At 69.5% G+C, this 16956-nt stretch carries 12 protein-coding genes and 1 pseudogene; 7 read left to right on the top strand and 6 right to left on the bottom strand.

Features of this window, described 5'->3' with window-relative positions:
* The 3 genes from IU450_RS17670 to IU450_RS17660 are packed head-to-tail and all read right to left on the bottom strand — an operon-like array spanning position 1 to position 4458.
* Positions 1 to 1239: an acyl-CoA dehydrogenase family protein gene (locus IU450_RS17670; protein WP_195150854.1), complete on the bottom strand. Its 1239-nt coding sequence runs from the start codon at positions 1237 to 1239 to the stop codon at positions 1 to 3.
* On the bottom strand, positions 1224 to 2288 hold the full coding sequence (locus IU450_RS17665) for an acyl-CoA dehydrogenase family protein (protein ID WP_195150853.1): 1065 nt from the start codon (positions 2286 to 2288) through the stop codon (positions 1224 to 1226). Before IU450_RS17665 ends, IU450_RS17670 begins: the two co-directional genes overlap by 16 nt.
* 22 nt (positions 2289 to 2310) lie before the next feature.
* Positions 2311 to 4458, bottom strand: a complete 2148-nt coding sequence (locus IU450_RS17660) for an acyl-CoA dehydrogenase (RefSeq protein ID WP_195150852.1) — start codon at positions 4456 to 4458, stop codon at positions 2311 to 2313.
* Between the two features lie 145 nt (positions 4459 to 4603).
* On the opposite strand from IU450_RS17660, the gene kstR reads away from it, so the two are divergent.
* The 7 genes and pseudogenes from kstR to IU450_RS17625 all read left to right on the top strand — a co-directional run bounded on the left by kstR (position 4604) and on the right by IU450_RS17625 (position 13869).
* Complete coding sequence (kstR, locus tag IU450_RS17655) at positions 4604 to 5254, top strand: cholesterol catabolism transcriptional regulator KstR (protein ID WP_043686038.1); 651 nt, start codon at positions 4604 to 4606, stop codon at positions 5252 to 5254.
* Between the two features lie 257 nt (positions 5255 to 5511).
* Positions 5512 to 8085, top strand: a complete 2574-nt coding sequence (gene otsB, locus IU450_RS17650) for a trehalose-phosphatase (protein WP_195150851.1) — start codon at positions 5512 to 5514, stop codon at positions 8083 to 8085.
* 161 nt (positions 8086 to 8246) lie between these two features.
* Positions 8247 to 9128, top strand: coding sequence for a metal ABC transporter solute-binding protein, Zn/Mn family (locus IU450_RS17645; protein WP_416382881.1), 882 nt, complete (start codon positions 8247 to 8249; stop codon positions 9126 to 9128).
* 4 nt (positions 9129 to 9132) lie between these two features.
* Positions 9133 to 9996, top strand: a pseudogene (locus IU450_RS17640) (metal ABC transporter ATP-binding protein); the annotation flags it as partial.
* Positions 9997 to 10508: 512 nt separating this feature from the next.
* On the top strand, positions 10509 to 11378 hold the full coding sequence (locus IU450_RS17635; protein ID WP_195150850.1) for a metal ABC transporter permease: 870 nt from the start codon (positions 10509 to 10511) through the stop codon (positions 11376 to 11378).
* A 456-nt stretch (positions 11379 to 11834) separates the two neighbouring features.
* On the top strand, positions 11835 to 13007 hold the full coding sequence (locus IU450_RS17630) for an acyl-CoA dehydrogenase family protein (RefSeq protein WP_195150849.1): 1173 nt from the start codon (positions 11835 to 11837) through the stop codon (positions 13005 to 13007).
* Positions 13008 to 13062: 55 nt separating this feature from the next.
* Positions 13063 to 13869: an enoyl-CoA hydratase/isomerase family protein gene (locus IU450_RS17625; RefSeq protein WP_195150848.1), complete on the top strand. Its 807-nt coding sequence runs from the start codon at positions 13063 to 13065 to the stop codon at positions 13867 to 13869.
* Between the two features lie 163 nt (positions 13870 to 14032).
* Here the strand turns inward: IU450_RS17625 and IU450_RS17620 are convergent, their stop codons facing one another.
* The 3 genes from IU450_RS17620 to cysS form a co-directional block, all read right to left on the bottom strand.
* Positions 14033 to 14311 (bottom strand): DUF4190 domain-containing protein, encoded by a 279-nt coding sequence (locus tag IU450_RS17620; RefSeq protein ID WP_181719042.1) that lies wholly within the window; start codon positions 14309 to 14311, stop codon positions 14033 to 14035.
* A 242-nt stretch (positions 14312 to 14553) separates the two neighbouring features.
* Entirely contained in the window at positions 14554 to 15531 is a 978-nt protein-coding gene (gene rlmB, locus IU450_RS17615) for a 23S rRNA (guanosine(2251)-2'-O)-methyltransferase RlmB (RefSeq protein ID WP_195150847.1), read from the bottom strand.
* Positions 15531 to 16937, bottom strand: a complete 1407-nt coding sequence (gene cysS / locus IU450_RS17610; protein WP_195150846.1) for a cysteine--tRNA ligase — start codon at positions 16935 to 16937, stop codon at positions 15531 to 15533. The genes rlmB and cysS overlap by 1 nt, the downstream gene beginning before the upstream one ends.
* Positions 16938 to 16956: the final 19 nt, after the last annotated feature.

The raw sequence follows: 16956 nt of genomic DNA, 5'->3' as shown, positions 1-16956 counted from the left end.
TTATCGGGGTACTCGCGGCAACCGGAGACCGGCCGAGGCGACCAGCTCGCGCATCACCTCGTTGACGCCACCGCCGAAGGTGACCACGAGGTTCTGCTTGGTCCTGCGGTCCAGCCAGGTCAGCAGTTCGCCGGTGGCCGGGTCGGCCGGATCGCCGTAGCGGCCGACGATCTCCTCGGCGAGCCTGCCCGCCTCCTGTAGCGATTCGGTGGAGTAGACCTTGGTGGCCGACGCGTCGGCGATCACCCGGGACTGGTCGCCGTCCACGCCGGCGGCGGGCGTGCCGGGCCCGGAGGCGGTAGCGGAGCGTGACCCCGCAGGCCCTTGCGAACGCCGCCCATCGGACGCGGCGGCCACCTGCCAGTTCAGCAGTTCGTTCAACCGGACCATGGCGTGGATGCGGCCCAGCGCGCGACGCACGTCCAGTTCGGCGAGCACGCCGCGCGGTTGGGCCCAGTCGCGCACCCGGTCGTAGAGCTGCTCGATCTTGCCGGACGGACCCAGGCTCACCCGCTCGTGGTTGAGCTGCGTCGTGATCAGCTTCCAGCCCCGGTTCTCCTCGCCGACCAGCATGTTCGCCGGGACGCGCACGTTGTCGAAATAGGTCGCGTTGGTGTGGTGGGCGCCGTCGCAGGTGATGATCGGCGTCCACGAGTAGCCGGGGTCCGCGGTGTCCACGATCAGGATGGTGATGCCGCGGTGGCGCGACTCGGTCGATCCGGTGCGGCAGGCCAGCCAGATGTAGTCGGCTTCGTGCGCGCCCGTGGTGAAGATCTTCTGCCCGTTGACGATCCAGTCCCCTGACTCGTCAGGCACCGCCGACGTGCGCAGCGCGGCGAGATCAGTGCCCGCCTCCGGCTCGGAGTAGCCGATCGCGAAATGGATGTCTCCGGCCAGGATCCCGGGCAGGAACCGCTGCTTCTGCTCCGCGGTGCCGAACTGCTGCAAGGTTGGGCCGACGGTCAGCAGCGTCACCAGCGGGAGCGGGACGTCGGCCCGGACCGCCTCGTTGAAGAAGATCTGCTGCTCGACGGGGCCGAAACCCTGGCCGCCGTATTCCTTGGGCCAGCCGACGCCGAGCCAGCCGTCGCGTCCCATCCTGCGCACGACGGCGCGGTACGCGTCGCCGTGCCGGTTCACCGCCATCTCGGCCTCCTCCTCGGGAGTCACGAGATCGGCGAAGTAGGCACGCAGTTCGTCGCGCAGCCGACGTTGCTCGGTGGTCAGGTCGATGAACATCTGGCCCCCAATCGATCGAGTCGGAACGATGCGCCGCCGAGCCAGCGAGCGATGTCCTTGGCTTGTGAGTAATAGCGGTGCATCGGGTGGGTCACGTCCACACCGAGGCCGCCGTGCAGGTGATGACACTTCTGCATGGCCGCGGGCAGTTGGTCGGTGACGGTGTAGGCCAGGATCTCCAGGTCGTCGTCGGTGCGCTCGCGGTGCTCCTGGCTCGTATCGTCCTGGGCCAGCGCCCAGTTCGCCGAGACCGCGGCCACGTGCAGCGTCCGCGAGACGACGTACAGGTCCGCGATCTGCTGGGCGACGGCCTGGAACTCGGCCAGCGGCCTGCCGAACTGGCGTCGGGTCCGCAGATGCTCGGCGGTGAGCGTGACCGCCCCCTTGAGCAATCCATCGGCTACCGACCCGATGGAAGCCAGCGCCAAACGGTGCAGGTCCGCCAGGCCGGTTGTCCAGAACTGGTCGGCCGGTATTTCCACCTCGTCCAGCCGCACGGTGTATTCGGGGACGCCGCCGGAGACCGGAGTGGGCGTCAGCGTGAGCCCTTCGGCCTGCGCGTCGACGAGGGCGATACCGGAACTGGTCGGCACGAGCAGCCAACTCGCCTGCTCGGCGTAAGGTACGGCCACCTTCCTCCCGCTGATGCGCACCGTGTTTCCGCTGGTGACCGCGATGGTCTCCGGTTTGACGGTGAACGGCGCCGCGGCTTCGCTCAGCGCTGCCGTGAGCACCGTCCCCTTGGCGATCTCGGGCAGCACCCGCGCCACGACGCTCTCCGGCGCACTGGCCACCAACGGCAGCACGCCGAAGCCCAGCGTCGGAAGGGCGGGCACCGCGACCGCGTCCGTCGCCAGCTCGGTCAATAGCGCCGCCACCTCGAGCAGCCCCATGCCGTCACCGCCGTGCCGCTCCGGCACCGGCACGACAAGCAGTCCGGAGTCGACCAGTCTCGGCCACAGCTCCATATCGCGAGCGGGTTCTCGCTCCAGCAAGCTCACTACGACTTCGGCCACCGCGTCCTGGCCCTCGTCCCTGGTGAAATCCACGTTTTCTCCCGGTTGTCGGCGACTAGCTGTTCGCGTCGCGAGGCAGCCCGAGAATCCGCTCACCAGCCACGGTGAGCAAGATCTGCTCAGTTCCACCAGCGATCGATAGACAGCGCGTAAGCAGAAATTCCTTCGCTACTTCGGAATCCTGCGCGCCGGAAAGCCCTGCCGTCTCGACAGCGAATTCCGCGACCGCTTGGCGGTGGCGCACCCCGACCAATTTGCGAACACTACTCTGCGCGCCGGGGTCTGCCCCCACCAGCAACTTCACCGCCGCGCGTTGCTCGAGCAAAAGTCCGGCGACGGCCTCGGCGACGAATTCGCCGAGCCGGTCGTTCACCAGTTCGGCGCCGGGCCCGGTGGCGGGCGATTTCGCGATCAGCTCTTCGAGCACCGGACCGATCCCGTTTCCACCCATGGCGACCCGCTCGGTCGCCAGGGTGGAGCGGGCGATCTTCCACCCGTTGTGCAGAGCGCCGACCACGCAATCGTCGGGCACGAATACGTCGTCGAGGAACACCTCACTGAAACGCGCCTCTCCGGTGATCTGCACCAGTGGGCGCACTTCGAGTCCAGTACTGCGCATATCGACCAAAAAGTACGTGATGCCACGATGTTTGGGCGCGTCGGGATCGGTACGAGCCAGGCAAATCGCCCAATTCGCTTTGTCGCCCAGGGAAGTCCACACCTTTTGCCCGCGCAACACCCAGCCGCCGTCCACCTTTTTCGCGGTGGTGCGCAACGCGGCCAGATCGGAGCCCGCTTCGGGTTCGCTGAACAACTGGCACCAGATCACCTCGCCGTGCAGCGTCGGCCAGGCGAAGCGCTCGATCTGCTCCGGCGTGCCGTGTTGCAGGAGGGTCGGAATCGCCCAGCCGCCGATGGCCAGATCCGGCGCCGTGAGTCCGGCACGGCGCAGTTCCTCGGAGATCACCAAGCCGGTCATCGGGTCGGCGGCGCGTCCGTACGGGCGCGGCCAATGCGGCATGGCCAGGCCCGCCTCGACCAGTGCGGCGCGCTGCCGATCGGCGGGCAGCGCCGCGATCCGCGCGACCTCGGCCGCCAGTTCGTCCGTGCTGCCGCCTGCCGCGGCCACGCCCTCGGCGAAGACCCGATCGGCCCCGGTGGTACGCCGCAGGCCACGGCGGGTCAGCTCGGTGACCCTGGCCCGCCAGCGCGCCGAGCCGCCGAGCAGTTGCCGCAGCGCCGTCGCCCTGCGCAGATACAGGTGCGCGTCGTGCTCCCAGGTGAAGCCGATACCGCCGAGCACCTGGATGCAGTCCTTGGCGGTCTCGACCGCGGCGTCCAGGGCGATCGCGGCCGCGATGGCGGCGGCGATCGGCAGTTCGGCGCCGCCGTCGTCCACGGCGGCCGCGGTGTCGGCCGCGACGGCGCGAATGAGTTCGGTGCGGCACAGCATCCAGGCGCAGATGTGCTTGACCGCTTGGAAGGAACCGATCTTGCGGCCGAACTGCTCGCGCACCTTGGCGTACTCGACGGCGGTCTCCAGGCACCAGCCCGCCAGACCCGCCAGCTCGGCGGCGACCAGCGCGACGAGGAGATCCTCGGCGGCGTGCGGCGCGACGAACACCCGCTCCGTGGGCACGCGCAGGTCGGCGCAGTGCACCCGGGCCAGCGGCGTGCTCGGGTCCAGCGGCGCGAGCGTCTCCACCCGCAGGCCGTCGGCGTCGGGCGGGACCAGGCACCAGCGCTGCCCTCGCGGGTGGTCGACGGGCAGCAGCACGGCGGTGCCCGGTGCGGCGCCGAGCACGGAATCCCAGGTACCCGTGAGCAACACGCCGTCGCTTGCGGCGGGTACGCTCACCGTCGAACCGACGACGAAGTCGAGCGCCACACCGCAGGGCAGGTCCTCGTCGAGCTGTCCGGTGGTGATCAGGTTGGCCAGAGCCGTCGCCAGCACGGGGCCGCCGACCAGGTCGTGCGCCGCCTGCTCCACCAGCACGGCGAGATCGGCGACCGATCCACCCGCACCGCCCGCGTCCTCGGCCACCGCGACCCGGAAGATCCCGATCTCGGCGAGTGCGGGCCAGTAGGCGCGCCAGAAGTCGGCCGCGCCGGTTCGCATTGTTGCAATTGGACGGACCGAGGCAGCCCATCCGCGCATCGACTCCTGAACGGCTTTATGCTCGTCAGTGGTGGCGATGGTCACACTCCATACCGCCTTTCCGGCGTGACTCCCACACCTAGAACATGTTCTAATATCCTAGCCGGGCGGAAGTCAAGACACCATTGCCGCCGAGGCGAGACCGCGCACGCAGCCGACGAAACGACGTTTCCGGAAAGGACTTTCATCAATGGCCAGTCCGTCCCGATCGCAGCCAGCCGACCCGAGCGCGGCCCGGCCCGCCGCCACGGTCACCACGCTCAGTGAGGACGAGCTGAGTTCGGCGGCGCAGCGCGAACGGCGCAAGCGGATCCTGGACGCGACCTTGGCGCTAGCGTCCAAGGGCGGTTACGACGCGGTCCAGATGCGCGCGGTCGCCGAGCGCGCCGACGTCGCGGTCGGCACGCTGTACCGCTACTTCCCGTCGAAGGTGCACCTGCTGGTCTCGGCACTGTCGCGCGAATTCGAGCAGATCGAGGGCAAACGCAAGCCGCTTGCCGGGCAGTCTCCGCAGGAGCGCATGCACCTGCTGCTCACCCAGATCACCCGGATGATGCAGCGCGACCCGCTGCTCACCGAGGCCATGACCCGGGCGTTCATGTTCGCCGACGCCTCCGCCGCCGCCGAGGTGGACCGCGTGGGCAAGGTGATGGACCGCGTCTTCGCGCGGGCCATGAACGACGGCGAGCCCACCGAACGCCAGCTGGCCATCGCGCGGGTGATCAGCGACGTGTGGCTGTCGAACCTGGTCGCCTGGCTGACCCGGCGCGCCTCGGCCACCGACGTCACCGAACGACTGGAACTGACCGTCGACCTCCTGCTCGGCGAACGCAACCAGTAAGCTCTACCGGGATCTCTCAGCGCACATCGAGCGAATTCGGCGCCCGGTCACCCATCGGGCCCGAATCGACCCCTGTGCTGCGACGAAGCTCACCCGCTCGGATCCCGTTGCCGTTAGCTGGGCAGATCCACCGGACACCGGTTCAGCACCTGCGTTATCGTGCGCACGCGGACCGGCGCGCTTCTGTGCGGCAAATTCAACACAGTATTGTTTTGCCCGCCCCCTGAAAAAACTCCTCCGATCACTAGGTTGGATGCGTGAGCGCACAGGATCTGCCACTGGAACTTCGCCGTGCACTGTCGACGGTCGCGCGCGTGCCACGGCTGCTGGTCGCATCGGACTACGACGGGACACTCGCGCCCATCGTGTCCGACCCGGCCAAAGCCTTTCCCCATCGGGAATCGGTGAGCGCGTTACGAGCCCTCGCCGGCCTGACCGGGACCACCGCCGCCGTGATCTCCGGCCGCGCGCTGCGAGATCTCGCGGCGCTGTCGCGTCTGCCCGTCGAGGTGCAACTGATCGGCAGTCACGGTTCGGAATTCGACGTCGGCTTCGTACACGCGATCGACAACGACGCCAAGCACCTGCTCCAAGAGGTGCAGACGGCGCTGAACCAGATCGCCTCGGACAACCCCGGCGTCACCGTCGAGATCAAACCGGCCAGCGTCGCGTTGCACGTGCGCAACGCAGGCCCGGAGATCGGCCACCGCGCGCTGTCGCAGGTCCGGCTCGGCCCGGCCTGCTGGTTCGGCGTGCAGGTCACCGAGGGCAAGGCCGTCATCGAACTGGCTGTGGTGCAGACCGACAAGGGCACCGCACTGGACACCGTCCGGCATCAGGCGGGGGCCTCGGCCGCGGTGTTCTTCGGTGACGACGTCACCGACGAGAAGGCGTTCCGGGTGCTCTCCGGCCCGGACGTCGGCATCAAGGTCGGCGACGGCGAGAGCCTGGCCAAGTTCCGGGTGGACAGCACCGAGGCCGTGGCCTGGGCACTGGCCTACCTGCTGGAGGAGCGCCGGACCTGGCTGGCGGGGGCGAGCGCGCCGCGCATCGAGCGGCTGACCATGCTCGCCAGCCCGCGCTCGGTCGCGCTGCTCACCCCGGACGCCACGGTGACCTGGTTCTGCCACCCGGAGCCGGATTCGGCCGCGGTGTTCGCGCACCTGCTCGGCGGCCCGCAGGGCGGTCACTTCACCATCGAGCCCGAGCGGCCGGGGCTGCCGCTGTCGCAGCGCTACGTCGACGGCACCATGACCGTCGAAACGCGTTGGGCCAGCTTGCAGGTCACCGACTACCTGCCGCACGACGTGGCGTCCAACCGGACCGACCTCACCCGGGTGATCACCGGTCACGCGAAAGCCGTGGTCACCTTCGCACCCCGGCCGGAGTTCGGCCAGGTGCCGGTGAACCTCGAAGCGCAAGAGGGCGGCCTGCGCGTGCACGGCACCAACGACCCGATCGTGCTGCGCTCTCCCGGCGTGCAGTGGGAGATCGTCTCCGACGGAACGCACGAGTCGGCGCGGGCCGTGGTCGACCCCGCCAAGGGCGCGGTCGTGCTCGAACTGCGTTGCGGCACCACCGATCTGGATCCCGCGGAGAGCAACGAGGCGCAGCGGCGACGGGAGGCGGAGCGGTACTGGTCGGAGTGGGCCTCCAAGCTCACCCTGCCCCCGCTCAAGCCCGACCTGATGAAGCGTTCCGCGCTGACCCTGCGCGGCCTGGTGCACGCGCCGTCCGGTTCGATCCTGGCGGCCGCCACCACCTCGCTGCCCGAGGACATCGGCGGCGTGCGCAACTGGGACTACCGCTACTGCTGGCTTCGCGACGCGGCGCTGACCGCGCAGGCCTTGGTCTCGCTGGGCTCGCTCACCGAGGCCGAGGACTACCTCGGCTGGGTGCACCGGGTGCTGGAGACGCTGCCAGGCCCAGAGCGCCTGCACCCGCTGTACACGCTGTACGGCGAGACGCTGCCGCCGGAGGCCTCGATCGACCAGTTGCCCGGCTACGCGGGCTCCCGCCCGGTGCGCGTCGGCAACGCGGCCAACATGCAGGTCCAGCTGGACGTCTTCGGCCCGATCGTCGACCTCATCGCGACCCTGGCGCACGCCAGGGAGCTGCGCGGCGTCACCGATCCGGCAGGCGTGCTTCCGGACGCCGACTGGGAGCTGGTGTGCGCCATGGTCTCGGCGGTGCAGCGGCGCTGGCAGGAGCCCGACCACGGCATCTGGGAGATCCGCGGCAACCCCCGCCACCACGTGTACTCGAAGGTGATGGGCTGGCTGACCGTCGACCGGGCGCTGACCCTGGCGCAGAAGTTCGATCGTGAGGTCGATCCGGCCTGGCCGGTGCTGCGCGACACCATCGCCGACGAGGTCAAGGCCAAGGGCTGGAACGACGAGGTGCAGTCCTACACCGCGGCCTACGACGGCACCGACCTGGACGCGGCGACGCTGCACATCGGGTTGAGCGGCCTGATCGACCCGTCCGACCCGCGCTTCGCGGCGACCGTCGTGGCGACCGAGGCCGAGCTGCGCAGTGGCTCGACCGTCTACCGCTACCACCACGACGACGGCCTGCCCGGCGGCGAGGGCGGATTCCACCTGTGCGCGGCCTGGCTGGTCGAGGCGTACCTGCTGATCGGCAAGCGCTCGGACGCCGAGGCGCTGTTCGCCCAGCTGGTCGACGTCGCGGGCCCCACGGGGCTGCTCAGCGAGGAGTACGACCCGGTAGCCGAGCGCTCGCTCGGTAACCATCCCCAGGCGTACAGCCATCTCGGCCTGTTGCGCTGCGCGCAACTGCTCGGACAGCCGGTGGAGGCCGCGCTGGTCTGAAGACCCGAGCTCACCCGAGGGCCCGCGAACGAGGAATCGTGAACGGGCCCTTGGTTTTTGCGTTCTCCGTGGGCGTTGCATCCTACCGTCGGGCCGGATTTGCTAGAGTTAAACGGGAACGATTTCCATTTTGATCTGCCGGACTGCCAGGAGTACCCCACGTGAAGACCAGATTCGCCATGAAGTGTGTAGGCATCGCCGTGGGATTGGCGTCCGTAGCGACAACCGTCGCCTGCGGCGACTCAACCGACTCCGACCGGCCGACCGTCGTCACCTCCACCGATGTCTGGGGTGACATCGCCGTGGCCATAGCGGGCCCCGATGCCACGGTCCGGTCGCTGATCACCGATCCGAACGCCGACCCGCACTCGCACGAGACCTCCGCTGTCGAGTCGGCCGAACTGAGCGACGCCGACCTGGTGGTCTACAACGGCGGCGGTTACGACGAGTTCGCCGAGAAGGCGGTGGCGGGCACGAACAAGCGCACGGTGGACGCGTTCTCCTTGCGGGTGGATCAGAGCGACGAGAACGAGCACGTCTGGTACGACGTGCGCACCGTCGGCGTGGTCGCCGACCGGATCGCCGCCCAGCTCGGCGAACTGGACCCGGACCAGGCAGGGGCCTACACCGAGCGTGCGACGACCTTCAAGAACCAGCTCGCCGCGGTCACCGCCATCACCGGCAAGCTCTCCGCCGAGCACCCGAAAACGCCGGTGCTGCAAACCGAACCCCTCGCGCACTACCTCTTGGTCGCGGCCGGAGCCGACGACCTGACTCCGCACGAGTTCCAGGAAGCCATCGAGCAGGAGACCGATCCGGCGCCCGCGGCCGTCGCGGCGACCCAGGATCTGCTCAGCGGCAAGCGGGTCCGGGCCCTGATCTACAACGTGCAGACCGAGGACAAGATCACCAAGGACCTGCGCGGCACCGCGCAGAACGCGGGCATCGCCATCGTCGAGGTGACCGAAACCCTGCCCGAGGGCCAGGATTACATTCAGTGGCAGACGAAGAACGCGCAGGCGCTGGCCGCCGCGCTGGGTTGAGCCGATGAACAAGGGAGCCGCGCTGACCGAGCACACCGACCGGGTGCAACGGCGGCGGCCGGGCACCGGCGACGACTCGGCCGCGGTGCGCCTGGAGGCGGCGCGATTGTCGTTCGGTGACCGAACCCTCTGGGACGGCCTGGATCTCAGCGTCGCCCGGGGTGAATTCGTCGCGGTGCTCGGACCGAACGGATCGGGCAAGACCTCGCTGCTGAAGGTGTTGCTCGGCCAGCTCGCCTTGAGTTCCGGGACGGCTCGGATCGCGGGCTCGCCCGCGCGCACCGGCAATCACGACATCGGTTACGTGCCGCAGCAGAAGACGATCGACGCCGGGGTGCAGTTGCGCGGTGTCGACCTCGTCGGGCTCGGCGTCGACGGGCATCGCTGGGGGCTCGGCCTGCGCTCCCGGGCCGAACGCAAGCGCAAGGTGGCCGCGGCCGTCGCCGACGTCGGCGCGGAGCACTTCGCCTACGCGCCTTTGGAATCCATGTCCGGCGGCGAGCAGCAGCGCCTGCGGGTGGCGCAGGCGCTGGTCGGCGATCCGAAGGTGCTGCTGTGCGACGAGCCGCTGCTCAGCCTGGACCTGGCGAATCAGCGACTGGTCGCCGAGCTGATCGATCGCAGGCGGCGCACCCACGACACCGCGGTGCTCTTCGTGACGCACGAGATCAATCCGATTCTGCCCCTGGTCGATCGGGTGCTGTACCTGGTCGACGGCCAGTTCCGGATCGGGACGCCGCAGGAGGTGATGACCTCGGCGGTGCTCTCGGAGCTGTACCGCACCGAGGTGGACGTGCTGCGGGTCCGCGGGCGCCTGGTCGTCGTCGGCACCGGCGACACCATGGACGCGCTCGGCACTGCGGGCGGTCACTGCCACGGCCCGGCGGGCGACGAATTCGGCCAGGGTGTGTCCACTGCGGAGGGCGCCGGGACATCGGCCGAAGCCACGGCGGGCAGCGCGTCCTGCGCCCGCTCGGCAACGACCGATACTCCATCCGGCCACTCGCGGCCGGGCGACCCGGCGACCGATTCGGCATCGGCCGCCGCCCCGGCGGGCAACGGCGCCACCGCTGCCGAACGGGCGCCGGCAATCACCACACCGTCCCGGCACTCCGCTTCAGACCGGTCGCCGGATGCCGAGTTAACCAACAGCTACTCGAATTCGACCGGGCCAGCCAGCACCGACGACTCGGCTCGACAGGCATCAGGGGAGCCCGTCACCATCGCGGCGGCAGCCACCGATCCATCCTCGAGCGACCCGGACACAACCAGCGTGACAACCGGTCACTCCGCCTCGCCCGGAGTCGGAGAACCGACCCGGACCGACTCGACACCGGACGACGGCGGCCGCCCGGCCCCGCATGAGAGCGGAGTGCGCTCGTGACCGACAAGCTTTCCGGCGTCCTCGGCAAGATGCTGGACTTCGGCACCACGGCGAACCTGCTGTCCTACGGCTTCGTGCAGCAGGCGCTGCTCGCCGCGGCCCTGCTCGGACTGCTGTCCGGGGTGATCGGGCCGCTGATCATCAGCAGACAGATGTCCTTCGCCGTGCACGGCACCAGCGAACTGTCCCTGACCGGGGCCGCCGCCGCGCTGCTGGCCGGTGTCGGCGTCGGTCTCGGCGCCATCGCGGGGTCGGTGGTCGCGGCGGTGCTGTTCGGCCTGCTCGGTACCCGGGCGCGCGAGCGCGATTCGGTGATCGCGGTGGTGCTCTCGTTCGGGCTGGGTCTCTCGGTGCTGTTCCTGTGGCTGGGTCCCGACCGTGCGGGATCGAAGTTCTCCCTGCTGACCGGCCAGGTGGTGAGCGTCGGCAACAACGGCCTCGGCCTGCTCGCCGTCTGCACCGCCGGGGTGATCGCGGTGCTCGCGTTCGTCTACCGGCCGCTGCTGTTCGCCAGCTCCGATCCGGAGGTGGCGGTGGCGCGCGGGGTTCCGGTGCGCGCGCTGTCCATCGTGTTCGCCGTGCTGCTGGGCATCACGGCGGCGTTCGGGGTCCAGATCGTCGGGGCGCTGCTGGTCCTCGCCCTGCTGATCACCCCGGCGGCAGCGGCGGCGCAGCTCACCGCCGACCCGATCCGGGCGACCGTCCTCGCTGTGATGTTCGCCGAAGTCGCCGCGGTGGGTGGCATCCTGCTGTCGCTGGCGCCTGGCGTCCCCGTCTCGACCTTCGTCACCACCATCTCGTTCCTGATCTACCTCGCCTGCCGCCTGCTGGGCAGCCGGAACCGCAGGCTCGCGCGCGCCCGCTGAGGCCGCGCAGAGGCCCGCTGACACGGTCCTGCCGCAGCCCCTCCGGAAACAGCCGCGCGGCACTCCACAGCCCCCCTGCGGAGCCTCGAGGTGGTGATCCACCCGGCTCGCACCCCTCGGCCGCGATTCGCGACCTTCGCTGGGTCTCGTCGCCACCACGCCGAAACCCTCGATTGCGTCTCCGCGACGGCGGCTCCGCGTGCCGCATCAGGGAATGTCGCGGAAGGCCCGCGCGATCATGCGGGGATCTCCTCGTCCGGTTCGCCGGCCCCGAAGAACTCGCTCCCGATGATCGCAGCGATGCTCAGTGGCGATGACACCGCATCCGGCGATGATCGGTGCAGCTCAGAGCGCTACCATCGCATGAGCACCTCTCTGAGGGCAGCCGCCTTCAGTCTTTTCCGGCCGCTTTCGTATGCTCGACGCATCGCGCCCCCGAACGAATGGTGACCAACGATGATCGACTTCGCGATTCCCGCCGAACTCGTCGCCGAACGCGACCGAGTACGCCGTTTCGTCATCGACAAGATCGTCCCGTACGAGCGGGACCCGCGCCTGACCGCGCACGGCCCGACCGACGAGCTGCGGCAGGAACTCGTCGAACTCGCCCGCGCGGAGAAGCTGCTCACCGTGCAGGCGCCCGAATCGCTCGGCGGGCGCGGGCTGACCCACATCGAACAGGCCGTGATCTACGAGGCGGCGGGCTGGTCCACGCTCGGCCCGGTCGCGATGAACTGCGCGGCGCCCGACGAGGGCAACATGTTCCTGCTGTCCAAGGTGGCCGACCCCGACCAGGTGCGGCGCTACCTGGCCCCGGTGGTCGAGGGCGACCAGCGCTCGGTCTTCGCCATGACCGAGCCGGACGGAGCGGGTTCCGACCCGGCCCAGCTGTCCACCACGGCGAGCTTCGACGGTGAGCACTTCACCATCAACGGCCGTAAATGGCTGATCACCGGCGCCAACGGTGCGAAGACCTGGATCATCATGGCGCGCCTCGCCGCCAACCCGCACCTGCCCGAGGGCCCCACGCTGTTCCTCGCCGACGGCGACGAGCCCGGCATCGTCATCGAACGCACGATGAACACGATGGACCGCAACTACGTCGCCGGGCACGGCGTGGTCCGCTTCGACAACCTGGTCCTGCCCAGGGAGGCGCTGCTCGGCGAGGCGGGCCAAGCGCTGCGCTACGCCCAGCTCCGGCTCGCCCCGGCCCGCCTGACCCACTGCATGCGCTGGCTCGGCGCCGCCGAACGGGCCCAGAGCATCGCGATCGAGCACGCGCGCACCCGCACCGCGTTCGGCAAGCCGATCGGCGAACACGAGGGCGTTTCGTTCATGTTGGCGGACAACGAGATCGCGCTGCACCAGTGCAGGCTGACCATCTGGCACGCGTGCTGGCTGATGGACAACGGCGAAAAGGCGCGGCACGAGAGCTCGATCGCCAAGTCGTTCGTCTCCGAGGAGTTGTTCAAGGTCGCCGACCGGTGCGTGCAGGTGCTCGGCGGCATCGGCATCAGCGACGAGACGGTGGTCGAGATGATCTTCCGGGACATGCGCGCCTTCCGGCTCTACGACGGACCGACCGAGGTGCACAAGTACGCGATCGGGCGCAAGGTGCTGCGCGGATAGCAGAGGACTTTCGGCCCGAGGTCAGGTCCGCGTCCGTCGGCTAACATCCTGTGGCATGAGTTCGGAACTGCACGTCGACGTCTCCCGAGGCGTCGCCGTGCTCACGCTCAACCGGCCCGCGCAACAGAACGCCTTCACCCCCACGATGGCCGCCGAATTGGGCGCCGCGTTGCAGCGGTGCGATGCGGAAGACGCCATTCGTGCCGTGATCGTCACCGGCACCCCGCCCGCGTTCTGCGCGGGCGCGGACCTGTCCAATCGGGTAGGCGAGGTCAGCGCCACCATCGATCCGCCGCCGTGGCGGGTGCGCAAACCGGTGATCGCGGCGGTGAACGGCCACGCCGTCGGCATCGGCTTGGCGCTCGCTCTCCAGTGCGACCTGCGGTACATGGCGCGCGACGCGGTCTACGGGCTGAACCAGGTCCGCCGCGGCGTCCTGGCCGACGGCTACGCGCACTGGACGCTACCCAGGCTCGTCGGCATGGCCAACGCCGCCGACATCATGCTGACCGGGCGCACGTTCGACGGCGACGAGGCGAAGGCGATGGGCCTGGCCAACAGCTCGCTGCCCGGGAGCGAGGTGCTACCGACCGCGCTCGCCGTCGCGCACGACATCGCCAACGGCTCGGCTCCGCTACCGGTGGCGCTATCCAAGCGGCTGCTCTGGGAGGGGCTCGGAATGAGTCCCACGGTGGTCGGGCAGCTGGAAACCGAGCTGAACCAGCACGCGACCAAGAGCATCGATGGCGGCGAGGCCATGGCCGCGTTCCGGGACCGCAGGCAGCCCAGCTGGTCCGGCAGCGTCAGCACGGAATGGCCCGCCTGGGACGGCGCGGAGCGCGAACGGCCCAGTCTGGACTAGGGCGGCCGCCCAGGGCTCCGTGGACGGATCCCGCCCGAACTACGGCGCTACTGGGACTGCCCCGGACAGGGCCCGGCGCTGTGCACGAACCTCCGTCCCGCGGCGCCCGTCATCCAGCGGCCGAACGCTTTCGGGCCCACTCGGTCCGGCGGCGCTTCGCTTCTCAAGCGTTGCCGCCGAGCAGGATGAGCACGAACAGCACCGCGAAGATGATCATCAGGACGGTGCCGACGACGCCGAGGATGTAGCCGACCATCACCTGGGCGCGACCACTGTAAGCGCCGCCGGATTCCTCGATCTGGTCGAGCGCGCGCCGCCCCAGCGCCCACGCCACCGGCCCCAGCACCCCGCAGCAGAAGACGCTCACCGCGCCGAGGAACAACACCGCGGTCGCGTTCGGATGCTCGACCGTCTGACCGATGGGCTGATTGGGTATCACCACCAGCCGAATTCTACTGGGATGTGCCGCCTCTCCGGGTCTTTAGACCGTACGAGTCGGTGATGGCGAGATCCGCGGGCAGGTCATGCGATTGGTGATGCTCAGGTTTCGGGCGTATCCGCCGAGTACCGCATGACCTTACGAAATCTGTTGTCGCGCCGATTCCTTGGCCCTCGGAGGGTTCGCCGCACCGGCGAGACCTGCGTAGAGGCCGTCGGGCGACGATACCGACTGACGACGTTTCCTCAGGCGCGGCGTTGCCGGGCGATTTCGGAGAGCACGACACCGGCGGCCACCGACGCGTTCAACGATTCCACCGGGCCCGCCATCGGGATCGACAGGATCGCGTCACAGGACTCCCGGACCAGGCGGGAAAGCCCTTTGCCCTCCGAGCCGACCACGATCACGGTCGGCTCACGGCCGTCGAAGTCGTCCAGCGTGGTGTCGCCACCGGCGTCCAGACCGACGATCTGAACACCCTGAGACGCCCAATCCTTCAGCGTGCGAGTGAGATTCGTCGCGCGGGCGACCGGGAGCCGAGCGGCGGCGCCCGCGCTGGTGCGCCAGGCAACCGCTGTGACGCTCGCACTGCGCCGCTGCGGGATCAGCACGCCGTGACCGCCGAAGGCCGCCACGGAGCGGACCACCGCGCCGAGATTGCGCGGGTCGGAGATGTTGTCCAAGGCCACCAGCAGCGCGGGCTGCGCGGAACCGCGCGCCCGGTCGAGCAGGTCGTCCGGGTGGGCGTAGCGGTACGGCGGCACCTGCAGGGCGACGCCCTGGTGCAAGCCGTTGGCACTCATCCGGTCCAGGTCGGTGCGCGGAACCTCCAGGATGGAGATGCCCTTGTCGGCGGCGAGCCGCACGCTCTCGGTCAGCCGATCGTCGTTCTCGGTGCCCACCGCGACGTACAGCGCCGTCGCGGGCACACCCGCGCGCAGACACTCGACCACCGGATTGCGCCCGAGCACCAACTCCGGACCGTCGTCGGTCTTGCGCCCGGCGGGCCGGGACGCAGCGCCACGCCCGGTCGAACGGCCTTGCGCGGCCTTGGTTTTCGCGGACGCCCGCTTGGCCGCCGGATGCTTGGTCCGCATCTCGGCGGGCGGGGTCGCGCCACGGCCTTCCAGCCCGCGCCTGCGCTTGCCGCCGGAGCCGACCACGGCGCCCTTCTTGGTACCGCTCTTGCGGACCGCACCTCGGCGCTGCGAATTTCCTGCCATCAGTTGGCCTTTCCGGATTGCGGTTCGCCGAGCGCCCATTCGGGACCGTTGGCGGTGTCGGTGACCTCGATGCCCGCGGACTGCAGGCGGTCACGCACGCCGTCGGCGGTCGCCCAGTCCTTCGTGGCCCGTGCCTCCTGGCGGCGGTCGAGTTCCGCACGCACCAGCACGTCCAGAGCGCCGAGCGCGGCGGAGGAATCACTCGGGCTATACCAGTGCGGGTCGAGCGGATCGACGCCGAGGATGCCGAGCATGGCGCGCACCTGGCTCGCCAGATCGCGCGCGGAGTCGATCGCGCCGACCTCCAGCGCCTTGTTGCCCTCGTGCACCGCGCGGTGGATCTCCGCCAGCGCCTTCGGTACCGCCAGATCGTCGTCGAGGGCGGCGGCGAACGCGTCGGTCCACTTGCCCACCGGAATCTCACCGGCCCGGTCCACCACCCGATTCACGAACGCCTCGATGCGCTGGTAGGACTGCGCCGCGTCGTGCAACGCCTTCTCGGAGTACTCCAGCATCGAGCGGTAGTGCGCGCTGCCCAGGTAGAACCGCAGTTCGACGGCCCGCACCTGCTTCAGCACGTTCGGCACCGACAGCACGTTGCCCAGCGACTTGGACATCTTCTCCCCGCCCATGGTCACCCAGCCGTTGTGCAGCCAGTACCTGGCGAAGCCGTCACCGGCCGCCTTCGACTGGGCGATCTCGTTCTCGTGATGCGGGAACACCAGATCCATACCGCCGCAGTGGATGTCGAATTCCGCGCCGAGGTAGAACTCGGCCATCGCGGAGCACTCCAGGTGCCAGCCGGGGCGGCCGGGCCCCCACGGCGACGGCCAGGTCGGCTCGCCCGGCTTGGCCGCCTTCCACAGGGTGAAGTCGCGCGGGTCGCGTTTGCCCTCGCCCGCGCTCTCACCCTGGTGCACGTCATCGAGTTTGTGACCGGACAGCTTGCCGTAGTCGGGGTAGCTGACCACGTCGAAGTAGACGTTGCCCGCCGAGGCGTAGGCATGTCCGCGGTCGATCAGCCGCTGCATCATGTCGGCCATCTGGGTGATGTGCCCGGTGGCGCGGGGCTCCGCGGACGGCGGCAGCACACCGAGCTTCTCGTAGGCGCGGTCGAAGGCGCGCTCGTGCGTGGCGGCCCACTCCCACCACGGCCTGCCCGCCTCGGCGGCCTTGGTCAGGATCTTGTCCTCGATATCGGTGACGTTGCGGATGAACCAGACGTCGAAGTCGTGCGCCAGCAACCAGCGTCGCAGCACGTCGAACGCGACTCCGCTGCGCACATGGCCGATGTGCGGCTCGCCCTGCACGGTGGCGCCACAGAGGTACACCGAAGCACGGCCGGGGACCAAGGGCGCGAAATCGCGCACGGTCCGCGTGTCGGTGTCAAAGAGGCGCAGCGTCACGGCAGTCGATCCTAGCTGG

This window comes from Nocardia abscessus, assembly GCF_015477775.1.
Lineage (GTDB): Bacteria > Actinomycetota > Actinomycetes > Mycobacteriales > Mycobacteriaceae > Nocardia > Nocardia abscessus_A.
This window is presented reverse-complemented; position numbering and strand designations above follow the sequence as displayed.